Source organism: Nocardia kruczakiae NBRC 101016 (assembly GCF_001612965.1).
GTDB classification, from domain to species: domain Bacteria; phylum Actinomycetota; class Actinomycetes; order Mycobacteriales; family Mycobacteriaceae; genus Nocardia; species Nocardia kruczakiae.
In genome coordinates, this window is record NZ_BDBL01000001.1 from 228980 (window position 1) to 251282 (window position 22303).

Sequence of the window (22303 nt, forward strand, 5' to 3'; positions counted from 1 at the left end):
GTATCGGGGGCCGCGCGGGCACTACAACCAGATGCCCGATTCGACGACCCACACGCCGCCGTTGTTCTTGCGGGCGGGCTGGGACAGTTGCAGGGAGACGCGCTGTCCGTTCGGCCCGGTCGCGACGGCGAGGTAGGCGCCGTCGTGGGTGATCGTCGGCCGCGACCAGCCGAAGCGCCCGGAGAGGAAGGCGCGTGCGACGGCGTCCTCGTCCAACCGCCACGCCTGGTGACCGGCGTCGGCCGACTGCTGCAACTGTTCGGCCGCCTCGCCACTGATGCCTTCGCCGGGGAAGGTGGTGCCGGCGGGTGGACGGTCGCCGGCGGCCGGGCTGGACGCAGAGACGACGGGAAGGTCGGACGTCGGCGCGGAGGGTACTTCGGCGGGTCCGGACGGCGTCCGCTCGAAACCGCCGGAGGCGTTGTCGGTTTCGCCGGAGGTGTTCACGGCGGGCGCTTGCGTCATCGACCGATATGCGGCGGTGTTCGGTCCTTCCGAGGCCGGTGAGTCGGTCGAGCAGGCGACGAGGGTGGCGGCGACTGCGACGCCGGTCGCGACGGTGACGACGCGGAGTATGTCCGTGGCCCGGATCTGCCGGTGGCCGGAAAAATGAGGGAGTCGGGTGGGGGAGCGCATGGGCGGTCTCCTGATGCGATCGGTGCCGTCATCGTGTGATCCGCGCCAGGTCGGCGGGCGTTAGCGGCGGCGAGGCGTGTCGGCGCAAATCGAGACCACTCCGTCACCGTGACGGTCGCGGTCGATGGTGATCGCTCACCTGCCGCGACCGCGGCGTCAGCCCGCCGCGGATCTCGGCGGCCGCCGCCCGCACCCGCGGTGCGATCCGCCGCAGCGCCGCCGGACGATCACAGACGACACCCACCGCCGCCGACGCGTCGACGGCCACGGCCACCGCGGCCAGCCCGGAGCCGAATTCGTCGTCGTCGTAATCGGTTGCGCGACAGCCTATTCGATGCAGACGCCGATGCAGGGCCGCGAGATCGAATCCGGGTTCGACATCGGTCACCCGTGCTTCGACATCCTCGGGTGGCAGCTGCGCCAGCGCGACCCGGCCTAGGGTGCTGCGGTGGGCCGCCACCCGGGTACCGACCCGGGTGGGCACCGCCGTCGCCGCGCGGCCGCCGAGTTTGTCCAGGTAGAGCACCTCCCCGCCGTCCAGTGCCCCGAGATGGACGACCGCGGCCGTGGCCAGCAGCAATTCGTGCAGTATCGGCGCCGCGCAGGCACGTAACCGGGACAGTCGCGCGGTGTCGGCGTTCCAGGTGCGGACGCGCCGGCCCAGCGCGTAACCGTCCGTGCCGTGGGTGAGCCACTCCAGTGCGATGAGCTGCCGCACGATCCGATGCACGGTGGCGCGCGGCAGCCGGGTGCGGACGGCGATCTGGCCGAGTGTCAGATGCCGATCGGGCGCCTGGAACAGGTCCATCACCAGGGTGGCGCGCTCGAGCATGGTCAGAGGCAGCTGAGCTGCGGCTACCTCGGACATGTACCGATGGTAGGAGTCGCCCGCGGTGCGCGACGGCCAAGTTACCCATTCGGTACGCCGGGCTCACCCGCCCGATCCGGACGCCGATCCGGCGCCGAGGCCGTTCGCGGATCCGCTGGGCAGTTGCAGCTGTGCGTCCGGTGCGCCGGTGCCGTTCGGGTCGAGCATTCCGCCTTGCCCGGCGTAGGTGCTCTGTCCCGGTGGCGCCTGCAGCACGGTGAGGTAGTTCCACAATCCCGCCGCGAGCGCACCGCCGCCGACCAGCACCGTCCCCGCGACACCGCCCGCACCGGCGAATGCCAGGACGGCCGCCGGAATCGTCGCCAGGCAGCCGGGCCCCACCACCAGGCAGGTACTCGCGCCGACCGCGGCGCCGACGAGGGCGCCCAGCACGGTGCCGACGACCGTCCCGATCACCGGCCCGCGCGACATGATGGTCGCGAAATCGTTGAGCGCCAACTGATTCTCCATCGCGGACGCCGCGGGGTGCCTGGCGATATCCGGTGTCATCGTGAGGGTTCGGCCGCCGTCGCCGATGCGGGTGTCGATGCGGTGGGCGATGCCGTCCACGGTGAAGCTCGCGGGCAGTGTCGCGACCGGAGTGCCGTCCACGGTCACGCGGACGGCACCCGCGCTGAATGCGCCGGTGGCGAAACCGCTGAGAACGACTGCGCCCGAGATGGTTTCGATACTCGGTGCGGGAGGCTCGGCGGTCGCGGTGGCGGCGGTGAGGAACGCGGTCACGGCCGCGGTGGCCGCGGTGAGCGCGGCGATCGTACGGTGGGACATCTTCGCCTCCCGCGCTCAGCGACCTGTGTCCGGCACACCCGGCCGGCCACGCAGATCGGGGGCGTATTCGCTGGTTCCCGGGGGTGCCAGCAGCGTCGTGACATAGCGGTAGAGTCCGACGGCGGTGGTGGGACCGCCGCCCAGGACCAGGCCCGCGACACCGCCCGCGGCCCCCGCGAGGCTGACGATCGGCAGCACCGCGACCACACAGGCGACGCTCAGGACCGCGCACGAGGCGCCCGCGAGCGCGATTCCGAGCCCGACGCCGAGGACCGCGCCGACCGCCGTGCCGATCAGCGCGCCGACGGACGTGCCGATACTGACCGCATTGACCAGGTCGTTCATCGCGAGCTGGTTCTCCAACGGGGAGGCGACCGGGGTCAGGGCATCGCGGCGCAGGCCCGCGGTATCCGGTGTCAGCGTGAGAGTCGTCGCATCCCCGCCGATCTGCCCGCGGATCGGCATGTGCTGGTCGCCGATCGCGTAGGCCAGCGGCAGGGCATCGAGCGCGCGTCCCGCCTCGTCCCGGATGGTGACCGCGGTGCCCGAGGGGTCTACGACGAAGGTGCCGTGCGTCAATTCGACTGTCACCGAACCGCTGTCGGTTGCTTCGGCGTGGTAGGTGACGACCGCCGGGGCCGGATCGGCTGCTGCCGTCCCCGCCGCGGCCAGTGTTGCGGCGCAGACTGCCGCGATCGTCGAGATCCGAATCTTCATGGGGCGCCCCCTCGTCTCGATCCGGGCGCTCGTGAAGCCCGGCTCCCCGCACGTCGCGTGCGATATCGCACGCGACTTGCGGGGAGCCGGACCGTAGCGCGGCGGATTCGGAAGCGTCCGAAGGCGTCTCGCTCAGCGAGACAGATGTTCCTTCGTGGCCGGGAGTCCGGTCGGGAAGGTGGTGATCGCCGCCGACTTCCAGACCCCGCTGCTCAGCGGACCAATTGCAATGCCAGCGTCGCCGCGGCCGGAATCAGATACAGAGCCGGGAAGATCGTGGTCCCGTAGGAATGGGCGCGCACGGTGGTCGCCATCGCGCCGAGGAAATACAGAATCAAGCCTACGGCCGCCGCCACCCCGATCGCCGGGACGAAGAAACCCGCCACGAGCCCCAGCGCCCCGGCGGATTTGGCGAGGGCGAGCCAGTTCCACCAGCTTCGCGGCACCCCGTACTGGTTCAGCGGTTCCACGACGAATTCGCTCTTGTTGAACAGTGAATAGCCGGAGAATCCGATCCACAGTGCCGTTGCCGTGCCGACGATGTAATACGCGATGTTCATGCCGGTATGACGACGCCGTGGCCAAGAGTGTGACATGCCGGCGCGAATGCCCGGTCAGCGTCGCTGGAGGGTAATTCCCGCGATCGGATACGGGGCGTCGATCGAGGTTCCGGCGGCGTTCAGGGTGCCTTCCCAATACCCCTGTCGCGCATCGATATCCCGCAGATCCAATCCGACCGGCACGCCCTCGAACGTCACATAGGTCTCATCGGGGCCCGCCGCGTTCTGCCGGCCGGTCTTCGAGGAGTTCCCGCACACCAGGGTCACGGCCGTGCTGTCGACGAATACCTGCAGGTCGCAGTTGTGCACGGGCGAGCCGATCGTATTGTCGGGGTGTTGCGTGATGTGGTAGATCCCGGCCGGAATGATCCCGTTGGCGGGGTCTTCCGGGTTGTCGGCGGAGGCGGTGGCCGGCACCGCGGAAAGGGTGGCGGCGGCCAGTGCGGCTCCGGCCGCGGCGCGTCGAACGTTCATGGTCCGGCTCCCATCGGTCGATCCATCGAAATCGGCCGGATGTCGAGAGTCGCCTCGGCATCCGGGTCGCTCTGAGGGGAGGATTCCCCGCTCCTGCGAACGAAACCAGCGATGCGGTGGCCCCGCGTCCGGCTGGGTGATCGGGCGGCGCATCGGTTAGGCAATGTCCCGAAATATCAAGTTTCAAGTCCCGTGCAGATAAGCATTTGAGCCATTCTGTGCCTACCGTTGAGTGCATCACCCGGTGCGAGGCCGATGCTCCGGCCCGCAGAAAGAGGAGATGTCCAGTGCCACAAGCCTTTCGCTATTACGAGACCGGTGCGCCGGAGGTGCTGCGCTGGGAGCACGTGGAAGTCGGCGAACCGGGTCCGGAAGAGGTGCGGATCAGCCACCGAGCGGTGGGCCTGAACTTCGCCGACACCTACTTCCGTACGGGGCTGTACCCGGCGCCCCTGCCCGCGGGAATGGGCGTCGAGGGCGCGGGCGTGATCGAGGCCGTGGGGCCCGGTGTCACCGGCTTCGCCCCGGGCGACCGGGTGACCTACACGGGCAGTCCGCTCGGCGCCTACAGCACGGAGCGCGTGATGCCGGCCGAACATCTGATCGCGCTTCCGGACGGGATCGGCTTCGACACCGCGGCGGCGATGACCATGCGCGGCCTGACGGCGGCGTACCTGCTGCGCCGGATCCACCCGCTGCGCCCCGGCGATGCGGTGCTGGTGCACGCCGCCGCGGGCGGGGTCGGGCTGATCTTCACGCAATGGGCGAAGCTGCTGGGCGTCACCGTGATCGGCACCGTCTCCTCCGACCGGAAGGCCGAGATCGCGCGGGCCCACGGTTGCGATCACGTCATCGTGTACACCCGGGAGAACGTCGCGGAGCGCGTGCGCGAACTCACCGACGGCGCCGGCGTCCGCGTGGTCTACGACAGCATCGGCAAGACGACCTTCGAATCCTCGCTGGATTCGCTGGCGCGACGCGGGCTGCTGGTGTGCTTCGGCACGGCGTCGGGCCCGGTGCCGCCGATCGACGCCATGAGACTGGCCGTCAAGGGTTCGCTGTTCGTCACCCGGCCGGCGCTGGCCGACTACATCGCCGACCCGGCCGAGCGCGCCGAACTGGCCGGTGAGTTGTTCGCCCACGTCGCCGCGGGCCGCATTCGCATCGACATCAATCAGCGCTACGAGCTCGCGGACGCGGTGGCCGCACACCGCGATCTGGAGCAGGGTACGAGCATCGGCTCGTCGGTCTTCACCGTGGGCCGGGAAGGACAGTCATGACAAGCATTGCCCCCGTGCGCCATTCGGCGCGCTCGGCGCCGTTCGGCGTGCGACCGCTCACCTGCACCATCGGCGCGGAGTTGTTCGATCTGGACCTGGCCGAGGTGGCACGCGACGACACGCTGTTCGCCGCACTGAAGGACCTGCTCCTCGAACACAAGGTGCTGTTCCTCCGGAATCAGAACATCAGCCGCGCCGAACATGTCGCTCTCGCACAGCGTTTCGGGCCGCTGGAGGACCATCCCGTACTGGGCAGTGACCCCGAACATCCCGGGCTGGTTCGCATCTACAAGGATCTCGACAGCGCGCCGGAACACTACGAGAACGCCTTCCATTGCGATGCGACCTGGCGCGAGGCCCCGCCGATGGGCTGCGTGCTCCGCTGCGTCGAGACGCCGGCGGTCGGCGGCGACACCATCTGGGTGAATATGGCCGAGGCGTATCGCCGGCTGCCCGAGTCGGTGCGCTCGCGGATCGCTGGTTTGCGGGCGCGCCATTCCATCGAGGCCAGCTTCGGCGCGATGCGCCCGGACTCCGAACGCCTGCGGTTGCACGAGCAGTTCCCGGACGCGGAGCACCCGGTGGTGCGCACCCATCCGGAAACCGGCGAAAAGGTGTTGTTCGTCAACGCCTTCACCACACATTTCGTCAATTACCACACGCCGGAGAATGTGCGCTTCGGCATCGACTACGCGCCCGGTGCCTCGGAACTGCTGAACTATCTGGTCCGGCAGGCGAGTGTCCCCGAATATCAGGTCCGCTGGCGGTGGTCCGAGAACAGCTTCGCCATCTGGGACAACCGCTGCACCCAGCACTATGCCGTGCAGGACTACTTCCCCGACGTTCGCAAGATGGAACGCGCGGGCATCATCGGCGACAAGCCGTTCTGAAAGTCATTTCACCGCAATTTGTTTCGATCGGAGTACAGCCATGTTCTTTCACGACGACGCCCTGTTCCCGGAGAGCCAGGACAAGCTGGTCATCACCAGCGCGCCGTACGGGCCGGAATGGGAGCCCGACGATTTCCGCGAAGATCTGCCGCTGACCATGGAGGAACATATCCAGCAGGCGGTCGACTGCTACGAGGCCGGCGCCACCGTACTGCACATCCACGTGCGTGAGCTCGACGGCAAGGGCTCCAAGCGGCTGTCGAAGTTCAACGAATTGCTCGCCGGGCTGCGCGAAGCCGTTCCGGAGATGATCCTGCAGGTGGGCGGATCGATCTCGTTCGCACCCGAAGGCGAAGGCGCCGAGGCGAAGTGGTTGTCCGACGACACCCGTCACATGCTGGCCGAACTCGATCCCGCACCGGATCAGGTGACGATCGCGATCAACACCAGTCAGATGAACATCATGGAGTTGATGACCGCCGACGATATCGCCGGCACCTCGATGCAGCGGCCGGAACTGGCCGAGGCCTACCGCGAGATGACCGTCCCGGCTGGACCGGCGTGGGTCGCCGAACATCTGCGTCGCCTGCAGGCCGCGGGGATCCAGCCGCATTTCCAGCTGTCGAGCATTCCGCAGCTCGAGACGGTCGAGCGGCTGATCCGTCGCGGCGTGTACACCGGTCCGCTGAATCTGACCTGGGTCGGCATCGGTGGCGGCTTCGACGGACCGAATCCGTACAACATCATGAATTTCATCCAGCGCGTCCCCGACGGGGCGTGCCTGACCCTCGAGACGCTGATGCGCTCGGTGTTGCCGGTCAATGCGATGGCGATCGCCCTGGGTCTGCACACCCGCTGCGGTAACGAGGACACCATCTGGGGGCGCAAGGGCCGCAAGGCGACCTCGGTCGAGCAGATCCAGCAGCTGGTCCGCATCGCCGGCGAGCTGGGCCGTGACGTCGCCACCGGCAAAGAGGCGCGCGATATCTACAAGATCGGCACCACCTACGCCGACGCCGACGAGACGCTGGCGAAGATCGGGTTCGCGCCGAACCGGAAGTCCGGTCAGGTCGGATTCACTCACCACGCCTGAGCACAGAAGGGATTGCCGCACAGTGCAATGCGCCATCGAACCGACCGTGGTGATCGTGCCCGGCCTCCGCGATCACGTACCCGATCACTGGCAGACCAGGTTGGCCGAGGATCTGGACCGGGTGCGCACGGTACCGCCGCTCGAGCACGACAAACTCGGTCTGCCGGCCCGAGTGGCGGCGTTGGACCGGGTGCTGGCCGAGGTGGACGGCCCGGTCGTCCTGGTGGCGCACAGCGCGGGTGTCATGATCACCGTGCACTGGGCGCAACGGGCCGGCCGCGACATTCACAGTGCGCTGCTCGCGACGCCCGCTGATGTCGAAAAGCCCTTTCCCCCTGGCTATCCGACCTCGGCCGAGCTGAATCAGAACGGCTGGCAGCCGATTCCGCGTCGACGCCTCCCGTTCCCGAGCATCGTCGCGGCCAGCACCACCGATCCGCTGGCATCCTTCCGGCGGGTGGCCGGTATGGCGGAGGCGTGGGGCAGCCGGCTGGTCGACCTGGGTGATGTCGGGCATCTCAATCCGGCCTCGGGATTCGGCCGGTGGGACCGCGCCCGGGAACTGCTGCGGGAAACCGTCGATCTGGGCCGCCCGTCCGCTGTCGGGCAGGAGGTGTGATGACCGAGGTGATGACGTCGGCGGCCGCCGCGGTCGCCGATATCTCGTCCGGATCGTCGGTGGCGGTGGGGGGATTCGGCGTGTGCGGTATCCCGGACACGCTGATCGAGGCGCTCGCCGCCGCGGGAGCGGATGGACTCGCCCTCGTCTCCAACAATTGCGGCACGGCGACGCACGGCACGGGAATCCTATTGGCGGACAAGCGAGTACGACGCGTCACCGCCTCCTATGTCGGTGAGAACGCGGAGTTCGCCCGGCAGTATCTGTCGGGCGAACTCGAAGTCGAGCTCACTCCGCAGGGCACCCTCGCCGAACGGCTGCGGGCCGGCGGAGCCGGTATCGCCGCCTTCTACACACCGGCCGGGGTCGGCACGCTGATCGCCGACGGCGGAATGCCGTGGCGCTTCGGGCCGAACGGGAGCGTGGCGGTCGCGTCGCCGCCGAAACCGGTGGCCACCTTCGCCGGTCCCGCCGGGCCGAAACGCTATGTGCTGGAGGAGGCGATCACCACCGACTTCGCCCTGGTGCACGCGCTCATCGGTGACACCGCCGGCAATCTGGTCTTCGACAAATCGGCGCGCAACTTCAATCCACTGGTCGCGGCCGCGGGCCGGATCTGTATCGCCGAGGTCGAAACACTCGTGCCCGCAGGCGATCTCGATCCCGACCGCGTCCACCTGCCCGGAATCTTCGTCGATCGCGTCGTGGCGACCGGCCCGGCGCGGGGTCTCATCGAGAAGCGGACCGTGCGCGGCGAGGAGAAGAAATGAGCGGCGTCATCACCCGTTCCGGATGGGATCGCTCCGCGATGGCGGCGCGGGCGGCGCGAGAACTGCGCTCGGGTGAATACGTCAATCTCGGCATCGGCCTGCCCACGCTGATTCCCGACCACCTGCCCGCCGATATCCGGGTCACCCTGCACTCGGAGAACGGCATCCTCGGCACCGGACCCTATCCGGCCGAGTCCGAGGTCGACGCGAATCTGATCAATGCCGGCAAGGAGACCGTCACGGTGCTTCCCGGCGCGTCCTTCTTCGATTCCGCCACCAGTTTCGCGATGATCCGGGGTGGCCACATCGATACCGCGATCCTCGGCGGTATGCAGGTGTCGGCGACCGGTGACCTCGCCAATTGGATGGTGCCGGGTCACCTGGTCAAGGGCATGGGCGGAGCGATGGACCTGGTACACGGCGCCCGCCGCGTGATCGTGCTGATGGAGCACACCGACAAATCCGGCGCTCCGAAACTGGTGAGCCGCTGCACATTACCGCTGACCGGTGTGGGTGTGGTCCATCGCGTCATCACCGACCTGGCCGTTCTCGACATCACCGCATCCGGTCCGGTGCTGCGCGAATGCGCACCGGGCGTGACCGAGGACGACGTCGTCGCCGCGACCGGCGCGCCCGTCCGCATCGACATCGGAGGACACTGACCGTGCTCGATCTCGCGATGCTGCTGGAGGATTCCGCGCGCCGCCGCCCGGATACCGATGCGGTGCGGCTCGGTGCGCTGCGCACGACCTACGCGATCTGAACGTCGGGTTTTCCGGTCGTGCCGCTCGTGTAGAGGATGACCGCGGTGTCGTCCGGGCGGCGCACCGCCGTATCGAAGGTCGTGGGTTGCGACGCGAGCGCCCGGTCCGATGTTTCGATACCCGGATACCGTGAGGCCGCCGCGGAATCGGGTTGGCCACCTGCGCCGCGCGGGATGCCGCTGTTCGACGCCGCGGCCGCCCTCCGGCTGATGGCCGACGAGCACATCCGCCACCTTGCGGCGGGCGGTATCGGGCGGCGCCAACGCCTGGCGGCCTACAAATATCCGCGCTGGATCGAGTTCACCGACACCTTGCCCATGACCGCGAGCGGCAAAATCCTCGAACGCGAATTGCGCGTGCGCGACCGGCGGGAGCGAACCGGCGTGCCCGCAGGTTCGGATCATTGAGCGGTATCGCCGCTTTCGCCACTGTTTTTCGATGCGGCCCGACGCCATTGGCTCGGGCTGCATCCGTGATGGCTGCGGAACCAGCGCGTGAAACTGGCGGGGCTGGAGAAACCGAGCATATCCGCGATCTCGGTGAGTGAACGCCCCTGATTTCCCACCACCCGGCGGGCCAGATCCAGCCGGGTGGTGTTCACGATCTCCGAGTAGGTGTGTCCCTCGTCTGCCAGCCGGCGGTGGACGGTGCGGCGGTCCACGCCGAGACTGCGCGCGATCTGGTCGGCGGAGCAGCGGCCGGTGGGCAGCAGCATTTCGACGAGTTCCTGCACCCGGTCGCGCATGGCCGTTTCATGGGCGGTGTCCACGGCGCCGAGCAATTGTTGCGTGTACGGCCGCAACAGCGGGTCCGACATCGGATTCGGGGTATCGAGATCGCTTGTGTAGAGCGTTATTCCACTGAATTCGTGCTCGAATCTCAACTGGGACCCGAACAATCGCAGATGCGTGCTGCGATCCCGCGGCGCGGAATGGGTGAAGGTGGTTTCCGCCGGTTGCCATGCCGCGCCGAGGAACGCACGCAGAATTCCCTGCATCGCGCCCATGGCCAGCTCGGTGGCCTGCCGGGTACTACGGTGCTCGCCGATGTCCAGACTCAGACGGACGTGGGCGATGCCGTTGCGTTCGGTGAGCCGGATGTGCAGGGATTCGTTGTAGGTGTGCTGATGGCGCACCATCAGTTCGAGGGCGCTGCGCACATCGGGTTCCTCGCGGATCACCAGACTCAGCGGCCCCAGATTGGACAATCGCCGCCGCTCCGCGAGCAGCAGCCCGAAATCCTGTCGTCCGGATTCGGCGGCCGAGCGCTCGAGAAGTTCGGTGACGGCTGCGGCGGGCACCCAGCGGTCCTGCAGGCTCAGGCCCGCGGGATCGAGCCCGGCCTCGAGAATCAGACGGGCCGGATCGAGCCCGAGAGATTGGCCCAGATCCACGTAATCGTTCAGTGCCGCGTACCGCGCCAAGGGTTTCATCAGCGCCTCGCTGTCCCAGATTGTTCGCATCCGTGTCCCTGAGAGTAAAGCACGATAGGGTCGGCGACCCTACTGTTGTCTCCATCACATCGAGGCAGGCGCCCCGATTTCGCCGAGCGGCCACCGGGCCCGAGCGGTCCGGCGCCCTACCTTCCCAGCTCCGGCGGGTGGTCCATCGCCCGCCGCGTTCGTAGGAGCACCCATGCAGTTGAACACCACCCCTGAGCGTCCAGCGGCGCGGGATTCGGTCGCATCGACCGGTCTGCCCGGCCGGGCGCGGCGGCGATACCCCTGGCTGGTCTTCGCCCTCGCCTTCGGACTGTTGCTCGCCGACTACATGACCCGGCAGGTTCTCAGCGCGGTCTTTCCCCTGCTGAAAACCGAATGGGGTCTGACCGATTCGCAACTCGGATCGCTGAACAGCGTGGTGGCGCTGATGGTGGGGCTGCTGACGTTCCCGCTGTCGCTGCTGGCCGATCGGTGGGGGCGGGTGAAGAGCCTGGTGCTGATGGCGACGGTGTGGAGTATCGCCACGCTGCTGTGCGCGCTCGCGTCGAACTATCACCAGATGCTCGGCGCGCGGTTCCTGGTGGGGGTCGGTGAGGCGGCCTACGGCAGCGTCGGGATCGCGGTGGTCCTCGGTGTCTTCGCGCCGCGAGTCCATGCCGCGCTGAGCGGTGCGTTCATGGCCGGCGGGTCGTTCGGTTCGGTTCTCGGAGTCGCGGCCGGCGGTGCGATCGCGGTACACCTCGGGTGGCGGTGGTCGTTCGTCACCATGGCGGTGGTGGGCCTGCTGCTCGCCGGGCTCTTCGCGGCGCTGGTCGACGAGCGGAAACTGGCTCGGCACGCCGACCCGGGATCGGGCGAACCCGCGACGCGCAACGGGTTTCGCGCACCGGTGTCGTCGCTGTTCACCAATCCGGCGGTGCTGTGCGCTTATGTCGGTGGTGGCGTACAGCTGTTCGCCGCCGCGGTGCTGCTGGCGTGGACGCCGAGCTTCTTCAATCGGGTCTACGGTCTGGCGCCCGATACCGCGGCCATCGCCGCCGCCGGTGTCGTCCTGCTGGTCGGCGCCGGAATGGTGTGCTGCGGCATCGTCACCGACCGGATCGGCCGCCGCGACCTGTCACGCAAATGGCTCGCCGCCATCGCGTTCTGCTCGATCTCGCTGATCTGCCTGACGCTCGGATTCAGCGTCGAACACGGTGCGGCGCAACTGATTCTGATCGGCGTCGGGGCCTGGTTCTCGGGTGGTTCCTCGGGCCCCACCGCCGCCATGGTGGCCAACCTCACCCATTCGTCGGTCCGCGCCTCCGCGATGGGGACCCTGACGCTGTCCAACAGTCTGCTCGGAATGGCGCTGGGCCCCTTCGTCGTCGGCGTGCTCGCCGACCGCTACGGCCTGACCGCCGCACTACGACTGGCCCCGCTCGCCTATCTGGTCGCTATCGCCGCCCTGGTGGCCGGTCGCTGTCTGTACCCGGCCGGGCTGCGCGCACTCGCCGCTGTTCACAACCGATGATGAGGAATCCGATGAAATTCATGACACCCGCACTGATCACGGTTCTCGGGGTCACGGCCGCCGCCGTCACCACCGGTACCGCGCACGCGGAGCCCGATCGCACCGTGGTGCACTACGAGATCGGCCGCCGGGCGGACTCGGCCCTGGTGACGACCCCCGACGGCAAGCTGAAAGTGGTTGCGGACCAACTGATTCTCACCACGCGTGACGATCGGCCGGTCGCTGCCGTACCGCTGACCTTCGCCGTCGGCGACACCGCGTATCCGATCACCGCTCACGTCGACGGCTCCACCGCCACACTCACCCCGGACCGCGGTAACGGGCGGCCCACCAAGGCACGACGCGATGTCGTCTCCGTACGGCAGGCGGCGGAGTCGTTCACGCCGCGCGATTCGCAAGCGCTGGGCGCATTCGGTCAGCGCATCGCCATCGCGGCCGGAGTCAGCGCGGTCCTCGGCGCGGTGATCGGCGGCGGAATCGGCTGCCTGGTCGGCGGCGCCGTCGGCGCGGCGATCTCCAGCCCGGTGATCATGCTTTTGGCGCCGTTCGTCGGAGCGACCGTCGCCGGCTGTGTCCTGGGCGCCGCCACGCTCGGCGCCGTGGGATCGATGGCCGGCCTAATTCTGGCTGGTGGCCCCATCACTCTCTTCTCCGCCATCCAATACTTCTCGACCGTGCTGGCACCGTGCCCGCCCGAGCTGCCCTACTGCAAGGACCCCGCACAGCCCGCACCCGCCAAGTAGTCGTCCGCCAGGTCTTCGACCACCTCTGAGGAGACATCGTGTTCGATTCGCCCACAACGATTTCCACGCCGGTCGTCGACGCCATGCGGGCCGGCGGAAGCTGGAATCCGCTCTGGGATCAGCTCTACGAGTGGGACCCCGAATGGACCGAACGGTTCATGGCCATGAACGCCACACCGATCGCGCGCCACATCTTCCCGCCGGAATTCGTCGAACTGCTGAGCATCGCCATCGACGCGGCCTGCACCCACATGTACGCCCCCGGTGTACGCCGCCACATCCGCGCCGCACTGGATCTGGGTGTCCCACCCGAACAGATCGTGACCGTCCTCCAGATGGTCAGCGTCCTCGGCATCCACGCCTGCAACCTCGGCATCCCCATCCTCGCCGAGGAACTCGGCACTCCGCTCACGCCGACGCCACGGCAAGCTGATCGGTAACGTCGATCAACCAGGTGGGGCCGCCGTGCAGGCGGCCCCGCACAGCCTCATGCCCGGCCCGGCCCGGCTGCCTCGCCGCGAGCTTGCCGGTTATGAGTGATTCCGGAATTTCGATCACGCATCGACTCCGGCGTGGGGACCCATGGAACCAGTGTGCCCCGTCCGGACCGCTCGCCGTGTTGACGCCGGTGGTCCGGTGTGGGGTCGCTACGCTGGCGCGGACCCCATGAGAAGGAGCGTTCATGAGTGCCGCTGTCGATCGGTTGGCCGAGATCGCGTTTCCGTTGCCGGCGTGCCCGGACGAGAGCCGGGCGTTTCACGAACAGTGGCCGGTGCGGCTCGGGGACACCGATGGGGATCAGCGGCTGCGGCTCGATGCGGTGGCGCGGTATCTGCAGGACATCGGCTACGACCATCTGAAGGTGGTCGAGGACGGGGATCTGCATCCGGGGTGGATCGTGCGCCGGACCGTGATCGACGTGCTGCGGCCCATCGAGTTCGGCGATCGGGTGCATCTGCGGCGCTGGCCGTCGGCCCTGTCGAATCGGTGGTGCAACATGCGCATTCAGGTGCGCAGTGAGAACGGCGGTCTGATCGAGACCGAGATGTTCCTCATCCACGTCGATATCGAAGCCGGGCGGCCGGCGCGGATGACCGAACGGTTCATGGCGCCGATGCGCGCGGCCACCGACGAGCACCGCTTGCGGTGGCGCGCCGCCCTGCGCGAACAGCCCGGAGACGGTGGCGAAGTGCGGCCGTTCCCGCTGCGCGTCACCGATGTCGACCGCTACGGACATGTGAACAACGCGGTGCATTGGGGAGCCGTGGAGGAGGCGCTCGCGCGGTTCCCCGACGTATCGGCGCCGCCCTATCGGGTGATTCTCGAACACGCCGGGCCGGTGCTGGGCGCCGACGAGGTGCTGATGCGGGCCCGGCGGGACGAGGACGGGCTGCATGTGCAGCTCGAAGTCGACGGCAACACCCGCACAGTGGCGCGGATCGAACCGCTGCCTGCTCGCTGAGAGGCCGCGCCGGGCGTTTGCCGCCGCCCGGCGCAACCCGTGATCAGCGCGGCGCGTTGGCCGGATCGGCGAGGGCCGGGGTGCGTCCCTGCCGGTGTGCCTGCCTGGCGTCGTCGAAGAACTCACGGCTGAACAGTGCCGAGAGGATCGCGATGCCGCCGCGGTGAACGCGGAACTCGCTCTTGGCGCTGGTTCCGGTCAGCCGGACGATCCGGCCGGCGGCGTCCTGCGGCCGCGCGAAATCCTTCACCCGGCCACGCCCGGTCCACTCCAGGTCGCTGTGCTCGACGACCGCGTCGTCGGGAACGAGGAGTTTGACCATGGCGTGGTCGAGGTCGGCGTGGACCACGATCGGGTCGTCGCCCTCGATCCACGGCGAGCGCAGGTCGATGACGACGCTCGCATATCGGGCTTTCACCGCGAAGTCGGTGGCGCGAGTCCAATCGCCGAGGCGCTTGGTCGTCTCGTGGTCGGCGTGAATGCGGACGGTATCGGTCGGGACGGTCATTGTTCTGGTCCTTCCGGATCGCAGTGGACGGGTTCGCCTGCTCTTCGATAGTGGCACACAAACTAGTGTCGAAGCAACTAGTTGTTGAAAAACTAGTTGTGCGGCACCTAGTAGGATGAGCCGCATGCCCACCCCCGACCGGTTCAAGCGATCCCCGCTCGCCATGGCGGTGCTCGGCATCCTGCACCTGGAGCCGATGCACCCGTACGCCATTCAGCGCCGCATCAAGGAGTGGGGGAAGGACAAGGTCGTCAACGTGGGGCAGCGCGCTCAGCTGTACAAGACGATCGCGCGACTGCAGGACGCCGGTTTGGTGACGGTCCGCGCGACGGGTCGCGACCAGCAGTATCCGGAACGTACGGTCTACGAGATCACCGACACCGGCCGCGCGGCCTGCACCGCCTGGATCACCGACATGCTCGCCGTGCCGCGCGACGAATTCCCCGAATTCCCTGCGGCCCTGTCGTTTCTGATGCTTCTCGGTCCGGACGGCGCCCGGGTGGAACTGGAACGCCGGCTGCAAGCGTTGCGCGCCGGGCATTCCGAGCTGGAGACCGGCATCGCCCAGGCCGTGCGGTTCGGCCTGCCGCGGGTCACCATGCTCGAAGACGAATATCAGCGTGCCGTCACCGAGGCCGAAATACGGTGGCTGGAAGGCGTTGTCGCCGACCTCGCCGACGGCACGCTCACCTGGTCGTGGGAGTCGCTGGCGCAGTTCCAGGACCAGGGCCCCACGGCCGGCTAGGTATACGCACCGTGGCGAGGCGGGGCTCGACGGCCCTATCGTCGGATACGGTGCCGACGTCGACGCGAACCGGCGCGCACCGCCGGCAACCAACGAAACACAGGTGATGGCAATGGCAAAGATCGTCCTGTTCGGAGCGACCGGCTACACGGGCCGCCTGACGGCTCGGGCCCTGCTGGCTCGTGGCGCCGAGCCGGTACTGGCCGCCCGTAACGCCACCGCGCTGCGGCAACTCGCGGCCGACCTCGGCGGTGCCGAGACCGCCGTGGCCGACGTGACCGATCCCGCCTCGGTGCGCGCCCTGCTGGGGCGCGGCGATGTGCTGGTGACGACGGTGGGGCCCTTCCTGCGGTACGGCGGCCCGGCGCTGGGTGCGGCGCTCGAGGCCGGCGCGCACTACTTCGACTCGACCGGCGAGGGCCCGTTCATCCGCGAGGTGTTCGATCGCGACGCCGAGGCGCGCCGGGCGGGCGCCGCTCTGCTGACGGCCTTCGGATTCGATTACGTCCCAGGCAATGTGGCCGCGGCCCTGGCGTTGCGCGACGCGCCGGACGCCGCCCGTGTCGACATCGGCTACTTCATCGCCTCCCCAGGCACCAGCGGCGGCACCCGCGCGTCGATGGTCGGCATGTTGTTCGAACGAGGCTTCGCCCTCCGCAACGGCGATATCGTGCCGGAGCGCAGCGGTGCGCGGACCCACACCTTCGATGTGGCGGGCCGCGCGCTGACCGGCGCCTCGATTCCCGGGTCGGAACACCTCGTCCTGCACCGCGCCCACCCGAACCTGCGCGAGGCCGACGTCTATCTCGGCATGCCAGGTAATGCCGCTCGCGCGCTGCAGGCGACCTCGCTCGTCGCGGACACCGTCGCCCGGGTGGCGCCCGTGAAGCGGCTGGCCGAGAGCGCGCTGAGCGCCCTGATCAAGGGCTCGACCGGGGGACCCGATGCGGCAACCCGGGCCCGCACCCGCACCTGGGCGGTCGCCGAAACCCGCGACGCCAGCGGCCGCATCCTGTCCTCTGCCACGCTGACGGGCGTCGACCCCTACGACTTCACCGCCGAGATCCTCGCCTGGGGTGCGCAGACCACGCTCGCCGGCGGGCTTCTCGGCACCGGCGCCCTCGGCCCGGTCGAAGCCTTCGGCCTGGACGCGCTCACCGCCGCCGCGGCGGATGCCGGACTGCGCGCGGCGGAACCCGCGTAAACTGACTTCCGGACGTGCGAAGACCCGGCCGGGTATGGGTTAGTCCCGGTGACGTGAACCGTTGAACACCGCACCTTCCGCAGGTGTGACCTGTACGTCCCTTCCGATGATGTTCCATGCGAAGGGACTTGGTCATGTCGAGATTCGAGGTCATCATATCCGGCGCCGGGCTGGGCGGGCTGGCGTTGGCGCAGGGATTGCGCCGCCGGGGCATCGATGTCGTTGTGTACGAACGCGATTCCGCGGTGGATACCCGTCGCCAGGGCTATCGGCTGCATCTGGACGCCGCGGCGCGACTCGCGCTTCATCGGGTGCTGCCCGCGCCGCTGCGCGCACTGTTCGACGCGACGACGGGCACCCCGAAACCCCGATTCACCGTGCTGGACAGTGCACTGAACGAACGGTTCGCACAGGATTCGGCGGAACCGGCCTTCGCGGTCGACCGCCTGACGCTGCGCCGCATCCTGCTCGCCGGTATCGACGACCGTGTCGTATTCGGCAGGGCGGTCAGCGGTTTCGGCACCGACGGCGATCGCATCGCCGTTCACTTCGCCGACGGTGACAGTGCCGGCGCCGACGTTCTGATCGGTGCCGACGGGATCAATTCCGTTGTGCGTCAGCGATATCTGCCGCATGCGCGCATCGTCGACACCGGGGTGCGCCAGCTCTACGGCGCGATACCGCTGAACGCGCGGACTCGGGACTTGTTCGAAGACAGCATGTTCGGCATCTTCACCATGATCGCCGGCCCCGACGGTAGTTTCGTCGGGGTCGCGCCGGTCGAATTTCCGCAGGACCCGGCGATTGCGGCGGCCCGCATCGTTCCGGCTGCGAAACTGCCATCCGTCCCGGACTACATGACCTGCTCGTTCGGTGCTCGCGCCGAGTGGTTCGGCGCCGCGGAACAGGAATTGCGCGACCTGGACGGCGGCCGGCTGAAAGACATCATCTCCGCGGCGGTCCGGACCTGGCATCCACGGATTCGCGACATCGTCGCCGCCTGCGATCCCGACACCATGTTCGCACTCCCGCTGCGCACAAGTGTGCCGATCCCAGCTTGGCCGACCACACCGACGACCCTGTTGGGCGATGCGGTGCACGCCATGAGTCCCGCGGCCGGATCCGGCGCCTGCACCGCGTTACGGGACGCGGCCGACCTGTCCGAAACCATCGATTCCGTTGTGGCAGGCCGTGATCTGCGCAGCGCGCTGCACGACTACGAACAACGACTGATCGAGTACGGATTCACCGCCGTCCGCGCCGGGGCCGCGAACGGCCACCGCTTCCTGGGGCAGAACCCGCTGCCCGCGTAGGGATACCGACGGCGTGGGCCCGGCGATCAGGTCCGTCCCACGCCGCGCGGCCCCTTCGCGGGCATGGCAGGCTGCGGGCATGGAGCCCTCGCGCTGTGTTGTGCTGGTCCCGACCCACGGATCGATCGCACCGGATTTCGCCCGCAATCTGGCTCGGCTGGAGCATCGGGGTTACGAGGTCCGGACCGTCACGGGATTCGCCGCGATCGATCAAGGACGCAGTCAGATGGCCACCGACGCGTTGCGCGACGGATTCGAGGGGCTGATGTGGATCGATTCCGATATCGCGTTCGACGTGGATTCGGTGGATCGGTTACGCGAACACGATCTGCCGGTCGTCTGCGGGATCTATGCGAAGAAGGGGGTACGCGGCCTGGCCTGCCACGTGCTGCCCGGCACGGGGAACATTTTGTTCGGCGAGGGCGGGGGACTGCTGGAGATCAAGTACGCCGCTACCGGCTTCCTCTTCACCCACCGCGACGTCTACGAGACCGTCGCCGAGCACGAACAACTTCCGGTGTGCAACCTGCGGTTCGACCGCCCTACCGTCCCGTACTTCCTGCCCATGCTGGTTCCCGACGGCGAACACACCTGGTACCTGGGCGAGGACTACGCATTTTGTGAACGGGCGCGGCGCAGCGGCTACCGAATCATGGCCGACAGCTCCTTCCGGCTGGGTCATGTGGGGACCTACAGCTACAGCTGGGAGGAAGCGGGTGCCGATGCGCATCGCTACGCGAGTTACAACTATCGGCTCGGGTGAGCGGCGGATCGCCCCGATCGAACGTGTGGAGGCGGCTACCGGCTATTTCGCGGCGATCGATCCGGTCGGGACGGGATTCGCAATGTGCGTCCCGCTGGGGTTGAATCGGGATATGCGGTCGGACTATCACGCGAATCTGCGGCAGCTCGCCGAGTTGCTGCATGCCATGTGTGAACAGGACCGGACCGCCATTTCGGCGGCCACCTACGCGGTGGTGAACGCCGATATCGAACAGGCCGAGGCCGCACTGGACATCGTCGGCCAGGTCGAGGAGATGGCGCAACAGACCGAACAGGAAGCGCTGCGCCTGCTGGCACTGCAAGCCCCGGTCGCCAGCGAGTTGCGGCGCGTGGTGACCGCCATCCAGCTCACCGGCCATCTGCAGCGCATGGGCGCCCTCGCCGGGCATATCGCCACCAGTGCGCGCCGGCGCCATCCCGAACCCGTCGTCCCCGAACCGGTGCGTCCGTTGGTCGAACGTCTGGGCTCCACCGCCTGTGCGATCGCCACCAGCGCCGCGGCGGTGCTCGAGACCGGCGATCCCTACGACGCGGCCGGTCTCGACGCCCAGGACGACGCACTGGACACTCTGCACGAGCAGTTACTGGCCGCGGTGCTGGACCACGAATGGGCCCATGGCATCACGGCCGCGGTCGACCTCACGCTGCTGGGACGGTATTACGAGCGCTTCGCCGACAATGCGGTGGAAGTGGGACGTCGCACCATCTTCCTCACCACCGGCGAAACCGCCGACAACTGGGCGCCCGGCGACCAGTGATCCTTCCGGCCCTCGAGACTCATGGGGCGGAACCGAATTCGGCCAGCACCGTGCCGTGCCGGACGACTCGGGAAAGTCCGGCCAGTTCGGTGGGCGCCGACCACGTGCGGAAACCGTCGTAGCTGTCGCTGTAGAGATAGCGGCCCTCGGTGTAGGCGTCGAGATAGACGCGATGTCCGCCGTCGGGAAGCGGCACCACCGACGGCCCCTCACTCGGACCGCCCCAGCCGGCCCAATCACCCCTGGCGACAAAGGTATACGGGCCCAACGGGTTGTCCGCGACCGCCAGCTCGACGAGTTTGGTGTCCTCGTTCTTCACGAAGGCGTACACCCGCCCGTCCCACCGCACCAGCTGGGTGTCGATGAATCCCAGCGAACCCGGACCGCCCGGGCCCACACCGATCAGCGGAATCGGCGGCGCCCAGGTGGACAGTCCCGCGCCGACCGGTAGCAGCAGATGCGGGGTGAAACCATGCCCCCAGGTCAGCGACACGATGATCCCGACTCGGCCCGCCGCATCGACATACCACTCCGGGGCCCATGTCCCTTCCAGACGGCCCGGCACCAGCATGGGCGCCGGGGCCATCTCCGTCCAGGCGATTCGGTCCCGGCTGCGCGCCAGGCCGATCGAGGTCGCGTCGGGGGCTCTGGTGTAGGTGAGGTAATACCAGCCGTCGGTGTGCAGCATCACGCTGGGATCGCGAGCCAGTCCGGTCCGCGGCGTGAATGCGTCTTCGGCGACCGGCGTGAACCGTGTCCCGTCCACCGATTCGTACACGGCCACGGTGGAGTCGCTGTCGGCACGAAAGGCCGCCATCGTGTAGCGGATGGGCGCGCGCTGCGCGCGTGCCGTTCCCGGGACCAGCAGGGGCAGACCGGCCAGCAGTGCGAGTGCGGATCTGCGTCCCATCGCCATGACCAGCGATTGTGCGGTTCGCGCGCGACGATTCACCGCAGGCGCGCCGGAGCGCTTCGCCTTCGGCGTGGCGTGGCCCCCGCGCACCGCCCGCTGTAGTGGAATCGATGCGCGGCACTGTGGCTCGGACCGAAGAGGGAGGACTCACTCGTGCGAACAACTCTCGTGGCACCCCTGCTGGCTCTACTGATAGCGGGCGGTGCCGCGACGGCAAGTCCGGCCCGCGGGGCGTCCGAGCCGATTCCGATGAACCCGCGCACATCGTTCGCGATGGTCTCGCTGATTCCCGGAACAGAAACCGGCACAGGGAATTCGAGCGAAAGGCGGCCCGCCCTGTCGATCATCAAGCTGTATCTGGTCGATTACGTACTGCGCCACGGCGACGGATCCCGTTCGGATCGGCAGGCGGCTCAGCGCGCGATCCAGCTCTCCGACAGTGATGCCGCGAGTGAACTGGATACCAAGTATCCGCACGCCATCGATGCCGCCGCCGCGGAATTCGGTTCGGCCGACACCCGTCGCGGTTCGTTCTGGGGCGACTCCTACACCAGCGCCCGGGACGTCGCCGAATTCCTCGTCGCCAAGCAGCGCACCGATCCTGCCTCGCTCCTGCTGTGGTGGATGGCCACCGCGAGCCCGATCGCCGCCGACGGTACCGCGCAGAACTGGGGAACCGCGCACGTCCCGGCGACCGTCGGCACCAAATGGGGGTGGTCGGACGACGGCTCCTACGTCGCCTCGGCGTCCTTCGGCCCGGGCTTCGCGATCGCCGCCTTCACCCACGGCGATGCGAACGACGAGGACGCCGACCTCGCGGCGTTCACGGGCGGATAGTGGCGTTTCCGGCCGGCGGTTCGTGCCGAACCGCGACGGTGTGCCACACTGGAGGGTGAGCACGGGTTGTTGCAGTGATCGCCCGGCTCGCAACAGGAAGTAAATCAAAAGAATGTCGCAAGGCAGTGTGAAGTGGTTCAACGGCGAAAAGGGCTTCGGATTCATCGCCCAGGATGAGGGCGGTCCTGACGTTTTCGTCCACTATTCCGAAATTTCCGGTTCCGGGTTCAAGTCCCTCGATGAGGGACAGCGTGTCGAGTTCGAGGTAGGCCAGGGCCAAAAGGGTCCCCAGGCCCAGAACGTCCGCGCCATCTAGGAGCTGACAGACCAGCGAAACCCGCGCCTGCGGCGCGGGTTTCGTGCTATTTTCAGCGGCTTTACCGCAGCCGAGCGAGGCCACGTGGACAGGGATGGCCCGGTCGCGTAGAGTCGAAATAGATATCCGGTCCCACTGGCGTATGGCTGCCATCGGAATAGCAGCGTAAGCAGACGTCTTTTCGTTTCGGGAAACGGTCCCTCCAACGCCGTGCAGGCAACCGGATACGAGTGCGCTGCGACGAAATCTCGCGAGCCGCACAGGCTGTATCGCCGGTGTTCTCGATCATGTCGATACGAACGTATCG

27 protein-coding genes are annotated in these 22303 nt (G+C 68.1%); 18 read left to right on the plus strand and 9 right to left on the minus strand.

Features of this window, described 5'->3' with window-relative positions:
* Positions 1-21: 21 nt before the first annotated feature.
* The 6 genes from NK1_RS00590 to NK1_RS00615 form a co-directional block, all read right to left on the minus strand.
* Entirely contained in the window at positions 22-636 is a 615-nt protein-coding gene (locus tag NK1_RS00590; RefSeq protein ID WP_063006668.1) for a hypothetical protein, read from the minus strand.
* A 103-nt stretch (positions 637-739) separates the two neighbouring features.
* Positions 740-1504, minus strand: coding sequence for an IclR family transcriptional regulator (locus NK1_RS00595; RefSeq protein WP_063006669.1), 765 nt, complete (start codon positions 1502-1504; stop codon positions 740-742).
* A gap of 63 nt (positions 1505-1567) precedes the next feature.
* Entirely contained in the window at positions 1568-2293 is a 726-nt protein-coding gene (locus NK1_RS00600; RefSeq protein WP_063006670.1) for a DUF8020 domain-containing protein, read from the minus strand.
* A 15-nt stretch (positions 2294-2308) separates the two neighbouring features.
* Entirely contained in the window at positions 2309-3010 is a 702-nt protein-coding gene (locus NK1_RS00605) for a DUF8020 domain-containing protein (protein ID WP_063006671.1), read from the minus strand.
* A gap of 212 nt (positions 3011-3222) precedes the next feature.
* Positions 3223-3570: a DoxX family protein gene (locus NK1_RS00610; protein ID WP_063006672.1), complete on the minus strand. Its 348-nt coding sequence runs from the start codon at positions 3568-3570 to the stop codon at positions 3223-3225.
* Positions 3571-3624: 54 nt separating this feature from the next.
* Positions 3625-4044, minus strand: coding sequence for a hypothetical protein (locus tag NK1_RS00615; RefSeq protein WP_063006673.1), 420 nt, complete (start codon positions 4042-4044; stop codon positions 3625-3627).
* A 287-nt stretch (positions 4045-4331) separates the two neighbouring features.
* Here NK1_RS00615 and NK1_RS00620 point away from each other — a divergent pair, with 287 nt between their 5' ends.
* The 7 genes from NK1_RS00620 (at position 4332) to NK1_RS35275 (ending at position 9867) form a co-directional block, all read left to right on the plus strand.
* Positions 4332-5324 carry a quinone oxidoreductase family protein gene (locus NK1_RS00620; protein WP_063006674.1) on the plus strand — a complete coding sequence of 331 codons (993 nt, stop codon included), beginning with the start codon at positions 4332-4334 and terminating at the stop codon, positions 5322-5324.
* Entirely contained in the window at positions 5321-6214 is an 894-nt protein-coding gene (locus NK1_RS00625; RefSeq protein WP_063006675.1) for a TauD/TfdA dioxygenase family protein, read from the plus strand. The genes NK1_RS00620 and NK1_RS00625 overlap by 4 nt, the downstream gene beginning before the upstream one ends.
* Before the next feature lie 40 nt (positions 6215-6254).
* Positions 6255-7307, plus strand: coding sequence for a beta-keto acid cleavage family enzyme (locus NK1_RS00630; RefSeq protein WP_063006676.1), 1053 nt, complete (start codon positions 6255-6257; stop codon positions 7305-7307).
* Between the two features lie 22 nt (positions 7308-7329).
* Positions 7330-7926 carry an RBBP9/YdeN family alpha/beta hydrolase gene (locus tag NK1_RS00635; protein ID WP_063006677.1) on the plus strand — a complete coding sequence of 199 codons (597 nt, stop codon included), beginning with the start codon at positions 7330-7332 and terminating at the stop codon, positions 7924-7926.
* Positions 7926-8696: a CoA transferase subunit A gene (locus tag NK1_RS00640; RefSeq protein WP_063006789.1), complete on the plus strand. Its 771-nt coding sequence runs from the start codon at positions 7926-7928 to the stop codon at positions 8694-8696. Before NK1_RS00635 ends, NK1_RS00640 begins: the two co-directional genes overlap by 1 nt.
* The gene (locus NK1_RS00645) at positions 8693-9358 is read left to right on the plus strand and encodes a 3-oxoacid CoA-transferase subunit B (protein ID WP_063006678.1); all 666 of its coding nucleotides are present in this window, start codon (positions 8693-8695) and stop codon (positions 9356-9358) included. The genes NK1_RS00640 and NK1_RS00645 overlap by 4 nt, the downstream gene beginning before the upstream one ends.
* A 137-nt stretch (positions 9359-9495) precedes the next feature.
* Complete coding sequence (locus tag NK1_RS35275; RefSeq protein WP_063006679.1) at positions 9496-9867, plus strand: hypothetical protein; 372 nt, start codon at positions 9496-9498, stop codon at positions 9865-9867.
* On the opposite strand, the gene NK1_RS00655 is transcribed toward NK1_RS35275, so the two are convergent.
* Entirely contained in the window at positions 9861-10892 is a 1032-nt protein-coding gene (locus NK1_RS00655) for an AraC family transcriptional regulator (protein ID WP_063006790.1), read from the minus strand. The two genes, NK1_RS35275 and NK1_RS00655, sit on opposite strands and share 7 nt — an antisense overlap.
* Positions 10893-11094: 202 nt before the next feature.
* On the opposite strand from NK1_RS00655, the gene NK1_RS00660 reads away from it, so the two are divergent.
* The 4 genes from NK1_RS00660 (at position 11095) to NK1_RS00675 (ending at position 14619) form a co-directional block, all read left to right on the plus strand.
* A complete protein-coding gene (locus NK1_RS00660) occupies positions 11095-12414 on the plus strand; it encodes an MFS transporter (RefSeq protein WP_063006680.1) in 1320 nt (439 codons plus the stop codon).
* Between the two features lie 11 nt (positions 12415-12425).
* Positions 12426-13157, plus strand: coding sequence for a DUF8020 domain-containing protein (locus tag NK1_RS00665; RefSeq protein ID WP_063006681.1), 732 nt, complete (start codon positions 12426-12428; stop codon positions 13155-13157).
* Positions 13158-13240: 83 nt separating this feature from the next.
* A complete protein-coding gene (locus NK1_RS00670; RefSeq protein ID WP_063006791.1) occupies positions 13241-13597 on the plus strand; it encodes a carboxymuconolactone decarboxylase family protein in 357 nt (118 codons plus the stop codon).
* 242 nt (positions 13598-13839) lie between these two features.
* Complete coding sequence (locus NK1_RS00675) at positions 13840-14619, plus strand: acyl-[acyl-carrier-protein] thioesterase (RefSeq protein ID WP_063006682.1); 780 nt, start codon at positions 13840-13842, stop codon at positions 14617-14619.
* 43 nt (positions 14620-14662) lie between these two features.
* On the opposite strand, the gene NK1_RS00680 is transcribed toward NK1_RS00675, so the two are convergent.
* Positions 14663-15127: a hypothetical protein gene (locus NK1_RS00680; RefSeq protein WP_063006683.1), complete on the minus strand. Its 465-nt coding sequence runs from the start codon at positions 15125-15127 to the stop codon at positions 14663-14665.
* Positions 15128-15251: 124 nt separating this feature from the next.
* On the opposite strand from NK1_RS00680, the gene NK1_RS00685 reads away from it, so the two are divergent.
* The 5 genes from NK1_RS00685 (at position 15252) to NK1_RS00705 (ending at position 19930) form a co-directional block, all read left to right on the plus strand.
* Entirely contained in the window at positions 15252-15872 is a 621-nt protein-coding gene (locus tag NK1_RS00685; protein WP_218023033.1) for a PadR family transcriptional regulator, read from the plus strand.
* Between the two features lie 112 nt (positions 15873-15984).
* The gene (locus tag NK1_RS00690; protein ID WP_063006685.1) at positions 15985-17076 is read left to right on the plus strand and encodes a saccharopine dehydrogenase family protein; all 1092 of its coding nucleotides are present in this window, start codon (positions 15985-15987) and stop codon (positions 17074-17076) included.
* A 134-nt stretch (positions 17077-17210) separates the two neighbouring features.
* Positions 17211-18389: an FAD-dependent oxidoreductase gene (locus NK1_RS00695; protein WP_063006686.1), complete on the plus strand. Its 1179-nt coding sequence runs from the start codon at positions 17211-17213 to the stop codon at positions 18387-18389.
* A 79-nt stretch (positions 18390-18468) separates the two neighbouring features.
* A complete protein-coding gene (locus tag NK1_RS00700; protein WP_063006687.1) occupies positions 18469-19152 on the plus strand; it encodes a hypothetical protein in 684 nt (227 codons plus the stop codon).
* Entirely contained in the window at positions 19112-19930 is an 819-nt protein-coding gene (locus tag NK1_RS00705; RefSeq protein WP_245660288.1) for a phosphate signaling complex PhoU family protein, read from the plus strand. Before NK1_RS00700 ends, NK1_RS00705 begins: the two co-directional genes overlap by 41 nt.
* A 19-nt stretch (positions 19931-19949) precedes the next feature.
* Here the strand turns inward: NK1_RS00705 and NK1_RS00710 are convergent, their stop codons facing one another.
* Positions 19950-20846 (minus strand): glycoside hydrolase family protein, encoded by an 897-nt coding sequence (locus NK1_RS00710; protein ID WP_245660289.1) that lies wholly within the window; start codon positions 20844-20846, stop codon positions 19950-19952.
* 150 nt (positions 20847-20996) lie between these two features.
* Here NK1_RS00710 and NK1_RS00715 point away from each other — a divergent pair, with 150 nt between their 5' ends.
* Both NK1_RS00715 and NK1_RS00720 read left to right on the plus strand, forming a co-directional pair.
* A complete protein-coding gene (locus NK1_RS00715) occupies positions 20997-21680 on the plus strand; it encodes a hypothetical protein (RefSeq protein ID WP_245660290.1) in 684 nt (227 codons plus the stop codon).
* Between the two features lie 112 nt (positions 21681-21792).
* Positions 21793-21996, plus strand: a complete 204-nt coding sequence (locus tag NK1_RS00720; protein ID WP_039780742.1) for a cold-shock protein — start codon at positions 21793-21795, stop codon at positions 21994-21996.
* Positions 21997-22303 lie beyond the last annotated feature (307 nt).